24 protein-coding genes are annotated in these 18,862 nt (G+C 41.8%); 17 read left to right on the plus strand and 7 right to left on the minus strand.

The window, feature by feature from the left end; all coding sequences use genetic code 11:
* Positions 1–92: 92 nt before the first annotated feature.
* Entirely contained in the window at positions 93–689 is a 597-nt protein-coding gene (locus tag MAR181_RS18060; protein ID WP_049782709.1) for a M14 family metallopeptidase, read from the minus strand.
* Between the two features lie 26 nt (positions 690–715).
* Positions 716–982: a hypothetical protein gene (locus MAR181_RS18065; protein ID WP_049782710.1), complete on the minus strand. Its 267-nt coding sequence runs from the start codon at positions 980–982 to the stop codon at positions 716–718.
* Between the two features lie 139 nt (positions 983–1,121).
* Here MAR181_RS18065 and MAR181_RS06665 point away from each other — a divergent pair, with 139 nt between their 5' ends.
* From MAR181_RS06665 to MAR181_RS06680, 4 genes are all read left to right on the plus strand, one after another.
* Positions 1,122–2,069, plus strand: coding sequence for a transposase (locus MAR181_RS06665; RefSeq protein WP_245546237.1), 948 nt, complete (start codon positions 1,122–1,124; stop codon positions 2,067–2,069).
* 794 nt (positions 2,070–2,863) lie between these two features.
* Positions 2,864–3,295: a GFA family protein gene (locus MAR181_RS06670; RefSeq protein ID WP_013795838.1), complete on the plus strand. Its 432-nt coding sequence runs from the start codon at positions 2,864–2,866 to the stop codon at positions 3,293–3,295.
* 125 nt (positions 3,296–3,420) lie between these two features.
* On the plus strand, positions 3,421–3,906 hold the full coding sequence (locus tag MAR181_RS06675) for a GNAT family N-acetyltransferase (RefSeq protein WP_013795839.1): 486 nt from the start codon (positions 3,421–3,423) through the stop codon (positions 3,904–3,906).
* Between the two features lie 100 nt (positions 3,907–4,006).
* Positions 4,007–4,414 (plus strand): GFA family protein, encoded by a 408-nt coding sequence (locus MAR181_RS06680; RefSeq protein WP_013795840.1) that lies wholly within the window; start codon positions 4,007–4,009, stop codon positions 4,412–4,414.
* Between the two features lie 767 nt (positions 4,415–5,181).
* Here the strand turns inward: MAR181_RS06680 and MAR181_RS06685 are convergent.
* Positions 5,182–6,216, minus strand: coding sequence for an aromatic ring-hydroxylating oxygenase subunit alpha (locus tag MAR181_RS06685; RefSeq protein ID WP_013795841.1), 1,035 nt, complete (start codon positions 6,214–6,216; stop codon positions 5,182–5,184).
* Between the two features lie 119 nt (positions 6,217–6,335).
* Between MAR181_RS06685 and MAR181_RS06690 the strand changes: the two genes are divergently transcribed.
* The 6 genes from MAR181_RS06690 (at position 6,336) to MAR181_RS06720 (ending at position 11,063) form a co-directional block, all read left to right on the plus strand.
* The gene (locus MAR181_RS06690; protein WP_013795842.1) at positions 6,336–7,283 is read left to right on the plus strand and encodes an AraC family transcriptional regulator; all 948 of its coding nucleotides are present in this window, start codon (positions 6,336–6,338) and stop codon (positions 7,281–7,283) included.
* 1,206 nt (positions 7,284–8,489) lie between these two features.
* Positions 8,490–8,999 carry a hypothetical protein gene (locus tag MAR181_RS06700; protein ID WP_013795844.1) on the plus strand — a complete coding sequence of 170 codons (510 nt, stop codon included), beginning with the start codon at positions 8,490–8,492 and terminating at the stop codon, positions 8,997–8,999.
* 90 nt (positions 9,000–9,089) lie between these two features.
* Entirely contained in the window at positions 9,090–9,548 is a 459-nt protein-coding gene (locus MAR181_RS06705) for a GNAT family N-acetyltransferase (RefSeq protein WP_013795845.1), read from the plus strand.
* Between the two features lie 137 nt (positions 9,549–9,685).
* A complete protein-coding gene (locus tag MAR181_RS06710; RefSeq protein ID WP_013795847.1) occupies positions 9,686–9,934 on the plus strand; it encodes a hypothetical protein in 249 nt (82 codons plus the stop codon).
* A 102-nt stretch (positions 9,935–10,036) separates the two neighbouring features.
* A complete protein-coding gene (locus MAR181_RS06715; RefSeq protein WP_013795848.1) occupies positions 10,037–10,525 on the plus strand; it encodes a DUF695 domain-containing protein in 489 nt (162 codons plus the stop codon).
* Between the two features lie 115 nt (positions 10,526–10,640).
* Complete coding sequence (locus MAR181_RS06720; RefSeq protein ID WP_013795849.1) at positions 10,641–11,063, plus strand: VOC family protein; 423 nt, start codon at positions 10,641–10,643, stop codon at positions 11,061–11,063.
* 229 nt (positions 11,064–11,292) lie between these two features.
* Here the strand turns inward: MAR181_RS06720 and MAR181_RS18535 are convergent, their stop codons facing one another.
* From MAR181_RS18535 to MAR181_RS06735, 3 genes are all read right to left on the minus strand, one after another.
* Positions 11,293–11,562, minus strand: a complete 270-nt coding sequence (locus tag MAR181_RS18535) for a helix-turn-helix domain-containing protein (RefSeq protein WP_013795850.1) — start codon at positions 11,560–11,562, stop codon at positions 11,293–11,295.
* A gap of 227 nt (positions 11,563–11,789) precedes the next feature.
* Positions 11,790–12,164 carry a hypothetical protein gene (locus MAR181_RS06730; RefSeq protein WP_013795851.1) on the minus strand — a complete coding sequence of 125 codons (375 nt, stop codon included), beginning with the start codon at positions 12,162–12,164 and terminating at the stop codon, positions 11,790–11,792.
* Positions 12,164–13,012: a peroxiredoxin family protein gene (locus MAR181_RS06735; RefSeq protein ID WP_013795852.1), complete on the minus strand. Its 849-nt coding sequence runs from the start codon at positions 13,010–13,012 to the stop codon at positions 12,164–12,166. The genes MAR181_RS06730 and MAR181_RS06735 overlap by 1 nt, the downstream gene beginning before the upstream one ends.
* A gap of 114 nt (positions 13,013–13,126) precedes the next feature.
* Between MAR181_RS06735 and MAR181_RS18070 the strand changes: the two genes are divergently transcribed.
* The 5 genes from MAR181_RS18070 (at position 13,127) to MAR181_RS06760 (ending at position 16,520) form a co-directional block, all read left to right on the plus strand.
* The gene (locus MAR181_RS18070) at positions 13,127–13,723 is read left to right on the plus strand and encodes a TetR/AcrR family transcriptional regulator (RefSeq protein WP_013795853.1); all 597 of its coding nucleotides are present in this window, start codon (positions 13,127–13,129) and stop codon (positions 13,721–13,723) included.
* Between the two features lie 426 nt (positions 13,724–14,149).
* Positions 14,150–14,770: a transglutaminase-like domain-containing protein gene (locus tag MAR181_RS06745; RefSeq protein WP_013795854.1), complete on the plus strand. Its 621-nt coding sequence runs from the start codon at positions 14,150–14,152 to the stop codon at positions 14,768–14,770.
* Positions 14,771–14,841: 71 nt separating this feature from the next.
* Positions 14,842–15,342 (plus strand): GNAT family N-acetyltransferase, encoded by a 501-nt coding sequence (locus tag MAR181_RS06750; protein ID WP_013795855.1) that lies wholly within the window; start codon positions 14,842–14,844, stop codon positions 15,340–15,342.
* 244 nt (positions 15,343–15,586) lie between these two features.
* Complete coding sequence (locus MAR181_RS06755; protein ID WP_013795856.1) at positions 15,587–16,018, plus strand: GNAT family N-acetyltransferase; 432 nt, start codon at positions 15,587–15,589, stop codon at positions 16,016–16,018.
* 70 nt (positions 16,019–16,088) lie between these two features.
* Positions 16,089–16,520 carry a GNAT family N-acetyltransferase gene (locus tag MAR181_RS06760; RefSeq protein WP_013795857.1) on the plus strand — a complete coding sequence of 144 codons (432 nt, stop codon included), beginning with the start codon at positions 16,089–16,091 and terminating at the stop codon, positions 16,518–16,520.
* A gap of 177 nt (positions 16,521–16,697) precedes the next feature.
* Here the strand turns inward: MAR181_RS06760 and MAR181_RS06765 are convergent, their stop codons facing one another.
* Positions 16,698–17,573, minus strand: a complete 876-nt coding sequence (locus MAR181_RS06765; protein ID WP_013795858.1) for an MYG1 family protein — start codon at positions 17,571–17,573, stop codon at positions 16,698–16,700.
* A 404-nt stretch (positions 17,574–17,977) separates the two neighbouring features.
* On the opposite strand from MAR181_RS06765, the gene MAR181_RS18590 reads away from it, so the two are divergent.
* On the plus strand, positions 17,978–18,070 hold the full coding sequence (locus MAR181_RS18590) for a hypothetical protein (protein ID WP_245546238.1): 93 nt from the start codon (positions 17,978–17,980) through the stop codon (positions 18,068–18,070).
* 224 nt (positions 18,071–18,294) lie between these two features.
* Complete coding sequence (locus MAR181_RS06775; RefSeq protein WP_013795859.1) at positions 18,295–18,804, plus strand: GNAT family N-acetyltransferase; 510 nt, start codon at positions 18,295–18,297, stop codon at positions 18,802–18,804.
* Positions 18,805–18,862 lie beyond the last annotated feature (58 nt).

Below are 18,862 nucleotides of genomic sequence, written 5' to 3' on the forward strand. Positions count from 1 at the left end.
AAATAACAGCCTATTGACTATTAACCGATTATCTCTTTTTATCAAGTATTAATTCATAATAAATATAATTTAATTTAATGTAACCAGAGAAGTCAAAAAGTCTGCTGCAATGTTATAAATAAACTCTCGCCTAGTTTTACACAGCCATGATGATCCCAGTCACTCTTACTGTTAGGGCTTTGTAGGTTTTTATAAGATGCTTCTAATAGTAGTGAGGTTGCGCCAAAGGTCTCAAAAACAAAGCCAGTGGCTGTTTTAGACTTACCACAGCCAGAATCACAACAAGATGTTCCACCGCTTGTCTTATATGAATCATAGTCATACTCTACTTGGAAATTAGTATCAATTTCTGCCTGCAATTGTTTAAACTTTTCACCAGCCAACTTTACGCTTTTAGACATCATAAAGTTGTGTAGAATAGCTTCGCCACCATGAATATCAAAGAAAAAATCGACTCCATATTGAAGCATTGCTGCTTGCAGCCAGTACACTTCTGGACACATATCTTGAGACGGTTCTGCCCAACAACGATTTAAATTTTTACCTAGAGCATTGGTTCTGTGGTTACCAATTAGGCTAACATCTGGGTTCATATTAGCCACAATAAAAAATGTATATTTCTCAAATAGATCAGTTGTATCACTTGAATATAGTGATTTTATAAAACCTTCTAAAATCCACTGTGCCATCGACTCTCCAGGATGCTGACGAGCGATTAACCAAATATTTTTTTATTTGGGCTGTATTCTCCAACGGTAATCAAATCAACATTATTGCCTAATAGCGACTGAGTCACTGGCTGCACTTTGACAAATACCAGTTGTTCAATGTCTTGCAGCAATAGTTTTTGGCGCTGTAAAGAGTAGGGCACAAAATAAGCGTAAAATACTGTTGTTTGCCAGCTTAACAGGCCACCCACCTTTAAAAGCCAGTCCTCATGCGGGATTGGCTTTTTTTCTCTTTTCTCCTTCAAATTAGTCACGCGGATAACAACCCGTTATCAATAATGTAGTTGATCAAGGTGGAAATTTGACGGTTTAAAAATATGCTGTATATTTGACCAGTACTGTTTATTTCTCATAGAAGAGAGGTCTGTCATGCCAAGAGCCAGAAATCAGTAAATTAGTTTAGACGATACGCCCTACTATCATTGTGTCTCAAGGTGTGTTCGTAGGGCGTTTTTGTGTGGAGAAGATCCAGTATCTGGTGCAAGCTTTGAGCACCGCCGTGGTTGGGTCGAAGGGCGTTTGCTATTTCTAGCCAGTGTCTTTGCCATTGATATTTGTGCTTATTCGGTCATGAGTAATCATCTTCATGTGGTGTTGCATATCAATGCAGAAAAAGCCGCGAAGTGGTCTACATTAGAGGTTCTGCAAAGATGGCATAAGCTACATAAAGGCACACTTTTTACTCAGCAATACGTCAGGGGCGAAGCGCAACCGGACTATGCTTTGGCCTTGGTTGAAAGATCTGTTGAAACCTTCAGAAATCGATTAATGGACATTAGTTGGTTTATGAAGGAATTAAATGAGCCTATCGCCCGACAAGCCAATTTTGAAGACCAATGTACAGGCAGGTTTTGGGAAGGGCGCTTCAAGTCTCAAGCTCTGCTTGATGAAGCTGCATTAGCAGCTTGTATGGCCTACGTTGACCTCAATCCATTAAGAGCAAAAATCAATGCAACACCTGAAACCTCAGATTTCACCAGCGTTAAAAAACGTATCGACACCGCAAAGCATCAAAAACAACCGACACCGCTTTATCCTTTTGTTGGAAAACCCAGAAAAGACATGCCAGATGGCTTGCCATTTGACTTAACAGATTACCTTGAACTGGTTGATATGACGGGGCGCATCATCCGAGAAGACAAACGAGGTACGATAGACGCTTCTTTGTTACCGATTTTGCAACGGCTTAATATTTCATCTGATAACTGGCTCTGCATCACCACAGAGTTTGGCGCGAGAACGGGCAATGTGGTTGGTAATGAGCTGTCGATTAACCATTATTGTGAGTCTAACCACAGACAGCGTAAACCACCTGAGCGAAGTCGAAAACTCCTTGCTTAAACTAAACCCAATTCCAAGGAAAAACACCTTTCTAAAGCCTATTGGTGGCTATCCTTCGTTTTAAATTCGTGAAAAACGCTTTTTCAGACGCTTTATCGGTTATTTCTCAACCTTTTTTCTGAAAACTTCCTACAAGGCAATGAATCGACAAGACTGGTGGTTTTGGGGAGCGTTTATTCCTAAGAAAACAGTAAGGTGTGTGTCCAACCAAACTTGGCTTTGGTTGGGGAGCATTTTTCCGCCCTGCTAGGCGGGTTACTTTTGCCTAGCGCCACAAAAGTAACCAAAAAGTCGCTTAAATCCTTTCGCGCATTCAGGAACGCGTCGAGAATTGTCTCAAGAAGCTCATTATCTCTTTTTACGTTTAAAAGCCCTGACAACCTTTTAATAGCAGAATTTCAACCACTGTTCTAACATGGGATACAAGAAAGGGATGTGCAAACGATTCGATAAGAAAATTTCCTTCCTAGTTTATTTACACATCCTAGTTTATAAAAGGTACATTTCGATCTTTTGCTAAGTGAAAAAATAGTGATGACAGGATAGATAAGACAGTGACTTGGAAATTCTTGGTTTAACATTGTTTCGTTGAAAACGCCAAAATGATTAGAACCAAGTCAGCGACTGTTATTTGTAGTAAAAGCATCAGGGATAGAGGTAAGTAATACCTTACAAAAAATCCGAATAGATGGCTGTAAAACTACTCTTGTTAATACTTGATTTTGCTTGCAAAAATCGGAGTGTCCATAGATGTTATGTGTATAGCAGATACCAGTATTTAATCTAAGGAATATATGAAAGGTTCATGCAATTGTGGAAACGTGAGTTTTGAAATTTCAGGTGATATACCTGATTTATACCAATGTCATTGTAAGTTATGTCAAAAACAATCTGGCTCAACTTCTAATACTGCAACTATCGTAAAAGAATCAGATTTTAAATGGGTATCAGGAACTGATTCAATTAGCCATTGGAAAAAAGATTCTGGGTTTACTTCTCATTTTTGTAAACAGTGCGGTTGTCCTGTTCCAAATAGGCTTAGGGAATATGACCTTTATTGGGTACCTATGGGGCTAGTCGAAAACTTTGACATTAAAATAACCACTCACCTGTGTTGCAGTTCAAAAGCTAACTGGGAAAATATTCCCGATGGTGGTGTCAAGCATAATGAAATGCCAACTGACCTTGATGATTTTATAAAAAGCCTTCAAAAAAATCAGGTGTAATATACTCATAACAAGAATTTAAAGCGGGACTGCTAACTGTTTGCTCGGTTTCGCTACGCTACACAATTTAGCAAATAATTATCAGCCCCTTAAATGGGCGTTAATTGTCTAAGTAGGAGGGGAATTTGTCTTTAGTTATAAGGAAAGCAAAGATTGAAGATGCTTCAGTTATTTTGCGGTTTGTGAAGGAACTTGCTAGATACGAAGAAGCTGAGCAAGAAGTTACAGCAACGGTGTCTATGATTGAGGAATCAATTTTCTCAAAAGACTCGACAACTCATGCTCTGATTTGCGAAAGGGGTAATGAGCCCATTGGTTTTGCAGTTTATTTTTTTAATTATTCCACATGGCAAGGCAAGAATGGCCTTTACCTAGAAGATTTGTATGTATCTGAGAGTGAAAGAGGGAGTGGTGCAGGTAAACGGTTACTCGGGTATTTGGCACATGAAGCAATAAAAAATGATTGTGGAAGGTTTGAATGGAATGTACTTCATTGGAACGAACCTGCAATCCAGTTTTATAAGTCACTTGGAGCTGTAGAAAAGAGTGAATGGAGAGGTTATCAGCTTACAGGTGAAAGCCTTTTAGCATTGGCTGAAACTGCCAATTAACAAAGAATTGTTGTTCAAGCCCAGAATTCTTGCTTCGCAAGCGGACTCGTTATCACTCACCGCAAAATAAAAACCTTTATATGCCTACAAGGAGTCAACAATGGTTATTAATTTAAAGGAAGTTGACGGAGTAAAAATACAATTAAAACACAAGGCTACTTGCCATTGTGGTGCAGTTGAAATTGAACTCGAATTACCCGAAGGGTTAGTTGACGTGCGTCGCTGTGATTGCTCTATGTGTCGCAGACGAGGCGCAATAGCTGCTTCTGTGCCGTTGTCTGGTATCAACATTGTCAAAGGTTCCGAGGTGCTAAAGCTCTATCAATTTAATACCAAAACTGCAAAGCACTATTTTTGTAGTCAGTGCGGTATTTATACCCATCATCAACGCAGGTCAAACCCAACTCAATATGGGTTTAATGTTGCTTGTCTTGAAGGTATAAATCCTCTAAAAATACAAGGTATCCCAACTTATGACGGTGTCAACCATCCAGCAGACCGTGGGTAATGCACATAACGAAACTAAGGAACTAAAGGAGAACTAAAGGGGTCAAAGCCTTTTATCCGATACCTAGGCATTTGTTATCGTGATACGTTAATTCTTTACATCAATTTCAAGGAGGAAATGATGCCAAGATGTCATAACTCAGGAAACAGAGAGATCATGTTTTTAAAGCCGCACTTTTTGTTTGAGGCGCTTGGAAGGAGCAAAGAAGAAAGGTCTTCTGCTTATCTGAAGTTATTTTAAGGGCATATAGAGACTCAAGATATGAATTTAATTCGTGAGGCTTAGTAGACTTATTCGTACCTTCCTTAGGTAATGATTTCTTTAAAGAACAAATAGAAAAACAACTGCAGCGCAAAGTTGGGATGCCTAGAAGAGGGCGGCCAAATAAAAAAGGGCTTTGACCCTGAGGGATCCTTAAGGGTTTTGCAGCATTTAAGTTGTGTCATAATGTTTTAATCGATCAGGCCAAAGAGACGATAAGGATGACAGAAGACCACTTACCGGCAGAACGTTGGAAACAACGCATACAAAACTACAAAAAAGCACTATGACAGCTGCAAGCTGATACCCTCTCACCTTCAGCACGAGCTAGACGACCTAAACAGCCCCTAGTTGATCGACTTAGTCGATGAAAGCAGCATCACCAGCCCAGCCTTAATCAAACATATTCAAGACATGAGCGTGATGATTTACCAAGCTTAATAAAGAGGCTGAGTTTACTCCCTTAAAACTCAGCCTCTTTAAAGCAGAACAAGCAAGCTCATGCTTTAGGCACTTGTTTCGGCTTGAATCAATTCCTGTAATTTTCGTCTCGCACGCATACCGGCCACATCACCGGGAAGGTACACAGGTTTTAGTGCGATCAAATCCGTCTCTGGCATGCGTTCATGACAGGCTTCGACCATAGGTTCATCCTCAAACTCAAACGCGTTATTGATTTGAATGCGTATACCTTCGTTTAAACCGGCATCGTCAAGTTTTTTGTTGCGGGCAACCGCGTAGAAGTAATGCGAGGTATGCTCGTTTTCTGGGGTAATTAAATGAATCCCAGGAAAACAGGCGCCGTCTTCAATGGTGCCATTTTCTGCTGAAAAGCCAGTATCCAAATACAGCACACTAGGGGGCTGCCAGCACATATGAGCACGCAGAGTACCAATCGCGGGAGCTTCGTCCCAAAGTAGCGAAAATAATGGCGAAACCGGGCAATTGTAATTCCAGTGCATAGACCACACGGTATTGCCTTCTACTTCTACTTTACGCTCCTCTTTAAAGCCTGCTGGTGGCTCTTCATCCGAGGAAAGAAAAGAATGTAAGTAGGGGACATGACTAAGATCGAGCAAGTTATCTGCCACTAATTCGTAGTGGCATTTTACATTGAGGTAACCGTGTACCGATGTCCAACCTTCGCGCTTATCGCACTCACCAATATCGATGATACTGGCAGGGTCTGCTTGGCTTGCTTCCCCCATCCAAATCCATATAACACCTTGTGCTTCAATGACAGGGTAATATTTAACACTACACCCCTTCGGGATAGCGCCGTTACCATGAGGGTTATACGTACCATTTCCTTTAGCATCGAATACCAGACCATGATACCCACAGGCAATATTATTGCCTTGTACTTTCCCTTTGCTTAGGGGGGCAAACCGATGAGGACACCGATCTTCTAAAGCGATTGCTGTGCCATCTTCACCGCGATAGATCACAACAGGTTCATTAAGTAATGTAATAGCTAATGGTTTATCCAGTAAATCCTGGCTCCAACCAGCGCAATACCACGTATTTCGGAGAAATTTCATGGCCTTATCCTTCTTATTTTTATTGGAAGTACAGAATAGGAGATATAAATTGGACAATATACACAAGATAATCCATATTATCGGTCATATAATCCAAAGATAAACTTACAGACTTCATTATGGACTTACTGAGTGACGTACTTTTATCGCTGAAATTACGTTCTACTATTATCTCAAACTGGCAGTTGAGTGAACCTTGGGGTTTTGAAACCAAGTCATTCCCTGCCGGGTATTGCTTTAATATTGTGGCAGGAGAGCTTTGGTTTTCTGCGCCTGACAGTGAGCCGGAATTATTGCTAGCCGGCGACTCCGTTCTGGTTCCCATCGGAGGAGAGTTCAATTTCTACTCGTCTGATAATGCACAGATAGCGCCATTACGAGCCCTATGGAAGGGAGACAACTTTGCTGGTTTTGATCACTACCTGCCGAGTGAGTTGCATCAGATCAATTGGGGCGGCGGCGGAGCAAAGACAACACTACTCTCCTTTGCCTTTGAATTTCAACCTAATGTGCAACTCGACCTATTAAAAGCATTACCAAGCGCGATCATTCTACGACAATACCAAGGTACAGAGTTTCCCTCCTTTCAATCTGCCATTGCTTTTCTCAGTCAGGATGCCAGTAATAAGCAACCGGGTTTTGTGGCCATTGCGGCTCAATTAGTAGAATTGATTATCATCGGCCAACTTCGCTCTTATATCTTGTCAGAAACAAAGCACCCCAAAGGTTGGCTGCCAGGTTTATTGGACAAAAAAGTTGGTAAAGCTCTAGCCGCCATTCATCGTCACCCGGAAAAACATTGGAGCGTCACTCGCCTCGCAATTCATGCGGGAATGTCTCGATCCAGTTTTGCACAACGCTTCCAACAATTAGTTGGCGTTGGCCCCATCACCTATTTAAGCCACTGGCGTATACAGTTGGCAGCGGAACTCCTGCAAACGACAAAACACTCGATAAGCGACATTACTGAAATGGTAGGTTGGACCTCTGACCGAAGTTTCAGGCGTCTTTTTAATCAAAGAATGGGCAAATCACCACTGGCATTTCGGCGGGATGTAAAACAATAAGTTTTCATCGTGGTTTCCATTCAAACACCTTGTATTCATATTTTTAATTCCGGCAAAGCGGAGCGAGTCTTTGTTCCCTCCCCCTGCTAAAGGGGAGGCTGGGAGGGGGTTAGCTCTTGCTTGTCTTTTTCCCCGTTTTTTCACCGTCTTTTTCGCGGACTTGGCAAACGCTTCACTTTCGGCACGAGCAGCGGCGATGCGTTGAAGCAGTTGGTCAACGAGTTCGTCTCCCTCATCTAAAAGAACTAAAGGGCTCAAAGCCCTTTTATCAGATACCCAAGTATTTGTTATCGAGATATGTTAATTCTTTACATCAATTTCAAATAAGAAAGGGCTCTGATCCCTTTCTTTTTCTTCTCTTTTCTTCTTGCCCGAATTATTTTCGGGCTCCTTTCAATTGCTTTGGTTGGGGAGCATTTTCGCTCTGCCCGAGGGAGCTTATGTTTCCTCTGATTGGCTTTGGTTGGGGAGCATTTTTCCGCCCTGCTAGGCGGGTAACTTTTGTCAAACGATGCAAAACTCTCTGTTTCAAGGAATGCAAAAAATCGCTTAAGTCCTTTCGCGCAATCCATTACTACATTAAAAAGTGCGTCGAGGATTTTCACCAGTGGCTTATTATCTCTTTTTACGTTTAAAAGCGGTTTGTGGGAATAACGAAGTTGGTCTGATAAACGCAGTGTAATCAGACACGGGTTTGGTGTCTAAGTTTTACAAAACGGTAATTTGAAATACAACTTTTATTGTAAGTTGAAGTTGTATTTTTGTGTTTGTAGTAAAGCTAAGTGATTAAGGTTATTCGCCAAATTGGTTATGAGAGGGGGTGATGAGCTGGAAGCGCATTAATGTCAAAAAATGGACTGGAAGACATCACACACTCTTTGTGGATAATTGTTAACAATCTGTATAAATATACAGTTTATTTTTTGCTTTCAAATTTCTGGCACGGTTTGTTTAAAAACATTCACATTTTTGCGTATTTGTACTGGTAGAAAAATATAAAGCCTTTTAGTATCAATGGATAAGAATATCCGCAGCAAAAATAACAGGCCGTGGAAAAATGAAATAACGCGCACGCTCGTTTTTCCAGTTTTGTTTTTTTTGAATACCTTAACAAAAGCATTATTTTCAGCTATTTATAAAGATATTGGCGAAATTTTGGAATTGTCTAAACGCGCATGCGCACTATTAAAATGTTAGCCTACATATATGAATGACGAAAGACTGGAACCATCGGCAGAGTTTTATGAAGCTTTTGGCCGAGCAATGCTTCGAGCGCAGGCGCTCGAGGATATTCTAATTACATTATTTGCTGCACTTCATCTGTCGGAAGAGGAATCTCACAGCACTATAAGAGCATTGATGGATGCAAAATATAAACAAACGTTAGGGCGAATCATTAGAGACTTTACCAAGAAGGCTAATATCCCTAAATCGCTCGAAGAAATAATGCTTGTGGCATTGGAGGCCAGAAACTGGCTTACTCATCGCTTCTTTCGTGAGTTCGGTATGGCTGCATTGAGTGAAGAAATGCAAGATATAGCTATTAACAAGCTAGAAGAATGTGATGAGCTATTTGATGCACTCATGTGTGAGTGCTTTTATTTAACAATGGATCTACATATTGCGAATGGAGAATCAGAAGAGGAAGTCCGGGCAGGCATGCTTGAGGCTCAAGCTCGAGATGTGCAGCAACTACTGGATAAATACAAAGGCTAACAAAGCCAGCCAGAGGGACCCAAAAACCGCCGCTTCGCTCTGGTTTTTCGGCCCCTGCTGGCGGCGTTAAGTGCTTTGGTGGAAACGAATATGGAAATCACAATCAGGCTTATTGAAACAGAAAGCATTGAGGACAAAGGTATATTCGAGACTTTGTTTAGAGAATACCTATCTGGGTTCTCAGTTGAGCTAGATCTCTCAGTAATTGCTCAGCTATTTGCGTTGCCTTATTTCCACGGATTTATCAGTTTTGTCGACAATAAGCCTTCTGGTTTTGCGGTTTGCTTTGAATCGTTCTCAACTTATCGTGCGCAAAGAGTGATGAATATCCATGATTTTATGGTGTCGGACAACTTTCGTGGTAAAGGTGTTGGCAAGGCGCAACTGAGTGGTATCGAACAGTATTGTCGTGATAATGATTACCTCAAAATCACATTAGAGGTCGGTGATGATAATGTTGCAGCTAAAAAGCTTTACAGTTCATTGGACTACGAAGATTACAGAGTAGTTTTGAAAGGGCAGCAACATTGGCAAAAGTACCTCAGTTAGCACGCACATAACAAACTGTTCAAGAGGGATTCGCAACGCGTGGCATTTTCACTATGCGTTGGTGTTAGTGTTTAAGGTGGTATGCGGCGGCTTCGGTATTGCGTTGCTCACCCCTTAACAGGGCGTTATGTGAAAAGATGAACTTGCATATTATCTATACAGAAACGGATATGGTTCTTTCTAAAAAGGAGTATGAATCGTGGCGTGAGATACAGGACGAGTACGTGACGTATAAGGCCTCTTTGGGGCCTTGGGGAATGGATGAGGTCATTGAGTATCTAACCGATGAATATCCTAAGCTTTCTCCAAAAGCTAATATCCAAATTAAAGAGTTTGAAAATACCAATTCTCAAATGTGGGTTTTAAAATTTAGTGAATCACAATAATCACATAACAAGCAAAGTCAGCATCGCCCATGCAAAAAGCGCATGGGCTGGACTCGCTATCGCTCGCCGCTGCTTTGGGCGTTATGTTTCGGGGAGAGTTTCGTGCTAAAGAAACTATTTGGGAAAAAAGAAGAACTAAAAGAAAATGAGGTACGTGTTGTCATCCCCGAAGAAGAGTTTGGTATTCTCGAGTGGAAAGAAGATGACTTACCTTGTATTGGAGTTCTTAACTCTGCATTAAAGGATTTCGAACCAAAGAAGATATTTAGCTGGCACTTATCCGTTATTATTGATTACGAAGAGCTTATTGATAAAGGTATGCCCTCGCAGGAAGAGCGTGACATCGTAGACCCTTTCTGTGACCAACTAGATGAGGAGATTAAAGCTGGTGGGAATGCACTATTTCTTATCCGTGAGACTTGGAATGGCACACGCAGAATGGTGTGGCGCGTCTATGACCCCGAAATAGCAGATTCACATTTAAAATACATACTCGAGCACCATCGCTACCCTAGGCAATTTGATTATCACATGGCTCAAGACATGGAGTGGGAACAAGCTAAATGGTACTTCAATCAAATAAAAACATAACAAGAAAAGGCAGCATCGCCCTGCGGGCTGGACGGCTTTGCCGCCGCTGCTTTTGGCGTTATGTGAAATTGTAGTCACGTTAGATAATCAAATATTTCTTTAAACGGAGAAATTTATGTATGTTGATCATATTGTAATTTGGGTAGAAGACGCAGAACGTTCCTTAGACTTTTATGTAAATACTTTAGGGTTTGATTCGGTTCGAGAAAAAGAATTTTTAGAAGGTGAGGCGCGCTTTCCTAGTGTACGACTCAACGAGAAAACTATTTTTGACATAATGGAATACGATAAATTACTGCCACTTGTACAAAAGTTTACGGGGGGGGGCGAAGGTATTGGTGGTTTACCTATAAATCATATATGCCTGTCAACAAATCACGAAGAATATAATTCTATCATTGGTCGACTAGAAGCTCGTGGAGTTAAGCTCACACCCGGAGGAGAAGATGCCTTCGGTGCTCAGGGGCAAGCAGTACGTTCGACATATTTTAATGATCTAGATGGCAATGTTCTTGAAATACGTTTCTATACTGATTGAAGATGTATGATTCCGATGAATCTTCACCTAACAAAGTACTGTCGTCGAAATCACTCGCTGCGCTCGTTCTCCGCAAAGCGCGGCGTTAGAGAGCGTGTTGATATGAAAATAATGGTTTGGATAAGCAGTTTTGTATATTGGCTCTAAAACAAAAGCACAGACATTCATCAATTGGGTGACAACCCCTACTAATTGACCAACCTACCCTTTTCACTCCACCTCAAGCAACCTAGCCTTTAATGATTTTTAAGCCTTTAGTTGGCGATATACCCAAGGCTTCGCAGTAATGCAGATACTCAACGACATCAAGGCGGCGTTCAGCCTGTTCGGTTTTGCCAATAAACGAATGTGGAACTTCTAACCTTTCTGCTAGGTCGCGCATACTAAGGCCGCGAGCTTCCCTTTCCGCTTTGAGCCACACAACTAGGCGGGCATATTCTGGACTATGTAGTGATTCCCAACCTACGTGTAGACTACAGAAGCAAAAAAGTACAGGCACTATTCAATAGACATAAGCCTAGCATTTCTTAGGCTAGACGCACGCATTAAAGGGTGCCTATCCTTGCATTGGTAATCCAAATAAAAAACTTCGTTTTTAAAGTCCCTGTCCTTGTATGGTTTCCTTGCATCCTAAACTGTGTATATGAACAGTATAAACAGCGGTTTTAACCTAACAATGCGCGTTTTTCTGGTACGATAAAAACACGCATGCGCAGAAACAAACTGTTAGCTCCGGTAAGAGAAGTAATTGCGCACTGATTGGGTAAACGTCAGTCCCAAGCTAACGATAGAAATGGCGATACCTATGGGTGCCGGTATGAAAATGGAAAGGATCAAATCAACCACAATTACTGACCGTATTCCAACCATTAATCGTTTTAGGATGGAAGCGACCATCATCGCGAATAACGCCATATATGCAAAGGCTGCGTAAAACATGGTCATCGCAGCTGAATCACCTTCCAGTTCTCCCGCAGTGAAACCAAAATATTTGAAAGCAGTAAAAAAACCGAATGTGATTAAAATTTTCAGCGCGTTCAGGATGAAAATGATGCGTAGTTTTATGGGCTTTTTAGCGCCCGTTGCTGCTGTAGTCGTCATTATGCTGTCTCTTGTAAGTTAGTAGTATCGTCGTCTTCAAATGCCGATTTGATAGAATCCATAATGCGATCCACGCTGCTGCGTACACGGATATCATCCGACTGATCAACCCAGCGGATCACACCTGCCTCGTCTATCAGCAAGGTGGTAGGAATCGCCATTGCTGCGAACTCGAACGGCGCGAAGCCAAGAGCCAGACCGCCCAAAGTAGACGTCGGGTTTTTCGTTTGCCCCAGTGTTTTATGATGTTCGACGCCATAGGATCGGATCACTTCAAGTTGAGGGTCTGACAGAAGGCTAATATCCAGCCCGTCGCGGACTTTATGAACCGCGGCTTCTTGTGGCGTATCTTTGCTCAGTGCATAGATGGAAATGTTGAACTGCTCGAACTCAGGGATCATCTTGTTAAACGCAGCCAACTCAGCAACACAATATGGGCACCATCCACCGCGGTAGAATTTAAGAAGAACTCTACGGCCTTGAAACTCATCACTACTAAAGTCGTTTCCGTTACTTGTTGTCGCTGTAAATGGCAGCAATTTGTCGCCGACTTTTACTTTAATGTCCCCCAATGGCGTTTTGCGCTGTGAGAGGAAATACAAAATAATTGAGCCAAAGAATATCGACAATCCGGCAGGAAGGTTCACAATCCAACCAGCACTGCTAACACCTGTCGCGCCTAAAATAATGCCCGTTGCTGATGCCGACACTCCAAGTACAAGTCGGGTGGCAAGCCCGGTAACTTTTTTCGGTACTTTTCCGCGTGGAATCGTCCTGAAATACAAGACAATCGTCGCAAAAGTGAAAACGAATCCAAAGAGTGAGGCAGATAATGCAATAATGTTCATTTTTAAACTCCAATACTTAGGGTATGGGTGAATGTTCACCCATAAAATGCTAATCTATCCAATTGGATAGAAATTAATTCTATCCGAGTGGATAGATTAGTCAAGAGGATTTCTATGTCGCGCAAGAGAAACACGGATCACGAGACAGCGTTGACCGCAGCCAAAAGTCTTTTTTGGCAACATGGGTACACAGGCACAAGTACCCGTGATATCGAGGAACAAACGGGTTTGACTCGCTTTACCATTCAAAAAACTTATGGCGGCAAGCGCGGCCTTTTCTTGGATACCTTAGATAACTACCTGGAAAATGCTGAAACTCACCTTTTAAGTGATATTGAAACTGGAGATCTAGAAGACTTAGCATGTTGGTTTGAGCGACTTGCGAGTAATGACCAGATACCAAGCGTTGATGAAATGGGTTGTTTGGTATTGAATTCGATAGACGAATTTGGGCGTGAAGATATTGAGGTCAACGAGCGAATAGACCGCTACTTTAAATTGGTTGAACAACGGTTTATAAACATTCTTAGCACTGCTGTAACCGCTAAGAACGCACGGCTTGGTCTCGACATACAGTCATTGGCTATTGTATTAATTGACCTTTTGCTTGGTGTGCAGATGGTGTTCAGAGCACGAACGGAAGATTCTTTTGCACGTTCACATGCCTGCGCTGCCGCCACACTGGTTCGTAGCTGGAAAATCGTTGAGTGAAGAAAGGGGGCAGAGACAAACACAATAAAGCTAGGGTACTGACCTGCTTATTTTTTAGCTAAATTTTATTAAAGGATAAATTATTGTAAAACAATAGCTTACGTATCTTGGGGGAAGGTGTGGGAAAAAAACTAGGACTCCCGGTAATATTGATATGTGGGACAACTTCTTAGATCATGGTTTATTGGTGTGGAAATACTCTTCTAAATGGTGGTATTTTGAGAGGAATTTGTATTTTGTTACGCCAATTATGTTTGCTGGCTTAGGGTATTGGCTAGGCGGTAAAATTCATGCTCTAACAAGGTTGTAAACCTGACCCAAATTACTACGCGATTTTGTGCAATACGCTGCGCGCATTTTTGCACAAAACTGCTCCATAATTTGGGCAGGTTACAGCGGCGTTAACCGTCTTATAGAATTGAGCATATGAATAAATATCTAGAAGCTACTGAATATATAGACTGGGAAGATCCAGCTATAGTTGCTCAAGCAAAAATACTATCTAAAGGCTCCAGTTCACTTGAGGAGACTACCCGGAAGTGCTTTGAATTTGTTCGAGATGAAATTAAGCACAGTTGGGACTACAAGCTAAATCCCGTAACCTATAAAGCGTCTGATGTGCTCAATCATGGCACTGGTTATTGCTATGCAAAAAGCCATTTGCTAGCAGCACTTCTTCGGGCAAACAATATTCCCGCAGGTTTGTGCTATCAACGCCTAACCATTACTGATATTCCTCCATTTTGTCTGCATGGTCTCAATGCTGTTTATCTCGAACAGTTTGGTTGGTATCGCTTAGATGCTAGAGGCAATAAGCAAGGAGTGTCAGCGGAGTTCTGTCCTCCAATTGAAACGTTGGCGTTTCCTATAGCGACGCAAGGCGAGGCAGATTTACCGGAAATATGGGCAGAACCATTGCCCGTTGTGATTCAAGCACTAAAACAATATAAAACGGTTCAAGAAGTCGCTAATAATTTGCCAGATGTTGAGCTGGTCACAGCGAACAAGTCAATGTTGTTGGACTCGCTAACGCTCGCTGCAAATTGAAGCGTTAGCTGTTGCCGCAAATCTTGAACTCATGTACAAAACAACTCTAATTATGACAGGAGTTGAGTTGCATGAGTTTAGTTGTACGTCAGGTGACTTTAGATGATGCTGAAGGCATTACAAATGTCCTCAATCCAATCATTGTTGAAGGCTTATACACTGTATTGGACACCACTTTTACGGCTGAAGAAGAAAAAGAGTTTATTGCGCATTTTCCAGAGCGTGGTGTGTTTACCGTTGCTTTGTCCGAAAGTGACTCAAAGGTCATTGGTTTTCAAAATATTGAGCCATTCGCACAATACACAAAAGCTTTTGATCACGTAGGCATCATTGGTACGTTTGTCAGTGAAAATGCTCGTGGTAAAGGTGTTTCAAAAGCGCTTTTCAACTCGACATTCGAAGTCGCGAAGCAAAAGGGCTATGAAAAGCTATTTGCGTACGTTCGCAGCGATAATGAGCGAGCTTTGGCGGCCTATCTTAGACAAGGTTTTGAAGTCGTAGGTACTGCGGAGAAGCATGCAAAAATTCGTGGGGAGTACGTAGACGAAGTCCTTATTGAGAAGTTTTTGTAGGTGCTGAGTAGCAAAAACTAACATAGCATTTAAAAACTAAAGGGGTCAAAGTCCTTTTATCCTTAAGATCATTGGCGAGTTTGGTAACTTTGAAATTATAAATGGTAAAGTTCAGTTAAAATTTTACACATAACAAGCTGTTCAAGGTGGGACTTCTAATCGTTTACTCAGTTTCGCTAGGCTACACATTTTAGCTGATGATTATCAGCCCCTTAAATGGGCGTTATGCATATGGAGTATTAAAATGATTGATGGCTATCGAATCACTTCTGATAGGAGTGAGATGAATATTGAATCGATTCATAATTTTATTTCCCATTCTTATTGGGCGAGTGGTATTCCAATTGAAACCTTAAAGAAGGCCATTAATAATTCTCTCTGTTTTGGGGTGTTTAGCAGTCAAGGTTTGCAAGTTGGTTTTGCACGAATGATTACGGATTTATCTACCTATGCCTATCTCGCTGATGTTTATGTGCTTGAGGAACATAGAGGAAAAGGCCTCAGTAAATGGCTGATGCGAGAAATAATGGATCACCCTGATATGCAAGGCCTTAGAAGAATGGGGCTCGCCACTCTAGATGCACACGGGCTCTATAAACAATATGGATTTTCAGAGTTAGCCACCCCTGAAATATTTATGGAAAACTGGAATCCAGACGTTTACAAAAATGCATAACAAGGTTAATCGGAACCAAATTACAGCACAGTTTGGTCCGCAACGGGGTTAGTTGCAGGATAGAGGGTAAATGAAATACGTTATATCAACTCAATCTGACGGAAATAGATTGGCTGAAATAAGAGCCGCTGCAATGAAGCCAAGCTTAGAGGCTTTAGGTCGATTTGATGAAGCGCGAGTGAGAAGTCGGTTTCTAGAATCCTTTGTACCAGCTGAGACCTTTAAAATGGTATCGGATGATGACATCTTAGGATTCTATGTGGTGCGGGATAAAGGTGATCATGTGTTCTTGGATCACCTTTATGTCGAGCCGCGTTTTCAGAATATGAAAATTGGTAAGGGGGTTGTTGATTTAGTGAAGAAAGAGGCAGCTCAGCGTGACTTACCTGTGCGGTTAGGGGCATTAAGAGGTAGTAAGTCGAATGACTTCTACAAACAAAATGGTTTTGTTAAAACCCATGAAGATGAGTTTGATATTTACTATGAGTACCGCAGCAGCTAACAATCCATAGTTGTTTAAAAGGCTTGCTACGCAAGTGGACTTCGCCACAAGGTGGCCGGTTATTGAGGCGTTAACATTCGATGGAAAGTAGCGTGATGTTTCATCTAATTCCAAATTTTCACAAGACAAAAAAAGACCGATATGAAAATCACATCGGTCTTTTTTTATTTCAAGCCTCTAATCATCCAACGCCATTTCTGCCATTTTTATGGTGTTTTCAAACGAAGCACAGCCTGCGATAAACAAGCCGTTATGACAGAACATGGCATCTTCTAAACCTGTGACCTCTTGTAGTTCTTTATCAGACAATCCTGCCCACGGCGCGGGGAGTTTTTTACGGTCTTCAAACGAACCGAGTTCGACGGGCACGGTTTGTATGCGCCACTGTCCTGTTTGCGACGGATAAACCATAAACAAGGCGTCTTGCGATAACCTAAGTACCGTGGTTTTCCATGGCGTGTATTGTTCTAACACTATGACTCTTGGGTCTTCGGCTTTTTCTATGGCGTTGGCAACGATGGCTTTTGCGTTTACGCCTCCGCTTGCTGCAGCAATGAATCGAGTCAAGATGCGTGATGCAAAGGCAACCGCTTCATCAAAGCAGGCATTAAAATCGCCTTCTTCTTGCCACGTAGGATTAAACATTGAGATGGTTTGGCTCAGGCTGATACCCGTTTGTACACCTTCTACGTGTCCGCAATCGATTGCGTCGATGGTGGATACTAAATTTTTATCTAATGAGTCGGCGACTTCTTGATTGGCTGCACATATTTCTAGGCCGTATTTTTGCCAAATTAATCCAAAGGATGAAAACGGGATGCCGTTTTCACGTGCACCTGCACCACCTTTTTGGTGATGATCAAAACGATCTTTTTCTGCATCGTATATTCCGCCTACGTCTAACACTATGTCTGCTTTTGCTATGATTTCTAAGTCACGTGTACGTATTAATTCTACCGCTGGAAAAATTTTTTTGAGTGCCGCTACCGCAAATACGTCGTCTGCGTGGAAATTGCCATTGTGCGTTGCGATTACTTTAACTTGTTCGGTCATTCTAGGGTCTCTTTTATTGATGTCATTTCACTTAACAGCACACAGGTACTAAAAATCGGGATTTTACGGGGTTTTAATGGCGGGTGACACAGTTCATTGTAGAAAAATGAAGATAGGCATACATAAAAGCCAATACGCATAGTGGACTTTGGATTTCCTAGTGTTTATTCGACTGCAATAGGATCAAAATACGTCGCCAACACATAGTAACATCTGATGAATCTTGCCGGTTACTTTCAGCACAAGAGCGACGGCACCTTCAGCTCCTTTCCAAGCTACTTTCTCGGTGTCATGTACGCGGCCCAGTACAAAGCCAAAATGACACACATTGCCGACAAAGACTCAGTGATTCAAAGTGGCCCATCTTTCAATGGCTCTGGGATAACATTTGGTCACAGGCGTCACTGCATTCAATGGAGGAATTGGTCAAACGCGCCACAAGCGAAGTGCTGAATGCGGCGTATTTTAGAAAGCATTTGGAAGGGCGGTATTTATAAAATTTTCCCTAAGAGTGCTTTTGTTTCCTTTGATTGGCTTTGGTTGGGGAGCATTAGTCCGCTTGTAACTCTGGGAATGGCTGATAACTTTTGCCAAACGATATAACACTAACTGAAAGGGCGCTTAGACCCTTTCGCGAAATCCTTCACTGTTTTAACATGATTTGGGGCTGGACCTCGCTACGCTTGGTCGCTGTTGGAGGCGTTATGCATAAGGGGGAAGTATGAATGATTATGAATTAGTAACAGGGTACATTCCTGGTGTAATAGGCCGTGTGACTGAATTGCACGCGAACTACTATGCGAAAAACTGGGGTTTTCACTCATATTTTGAAGCAAAGGTTGCCACTGAGCTTTCGAGTTTCATCGAAAGCTACGATGCTGAAAAAGATTGTATTCTCTCAATATTAATAGATGGGGTAATTGAAGGAAGCATTTCAATAGATGGCACTTCAGAAACGAACAACATAGCTCATCTGCGCTGGTTCATCATCTCCGATAAACTTAGAGGGCAAGGGGCTGGTAATCAATTGATGGAACAAGCAATGATACATTGCAGACAAAAAGCCTATGATAGTGTCTACCTGTGGACATTTAAAGGACTCGGTTCAGCTAGGCATCTATATGAAAAATACGGTTTTACTTTATCGGAGGAGACGACAGGCAAGCAATGGGGTTCCGTTGTGACAGAGCAGCGCTTCGATGCTTACATTTTCGGTCAAAAAGAGCTGTGACTCCTTTAATCTATTTTTTGATTAGTGTTCCAATACCAGAATAATGAACAGGAAGTGA

This window comes from Marinomonas posidonica IVIA-Po-181 (assembly GCF_000214215.1).
Taxonomy (GTDB): Bacteria; Pseudomonadota; Gammaproteobacteria; order Pseudomonadales; family Marinomonadaceae; genus Marinomonas; species Marinomonas posidonica.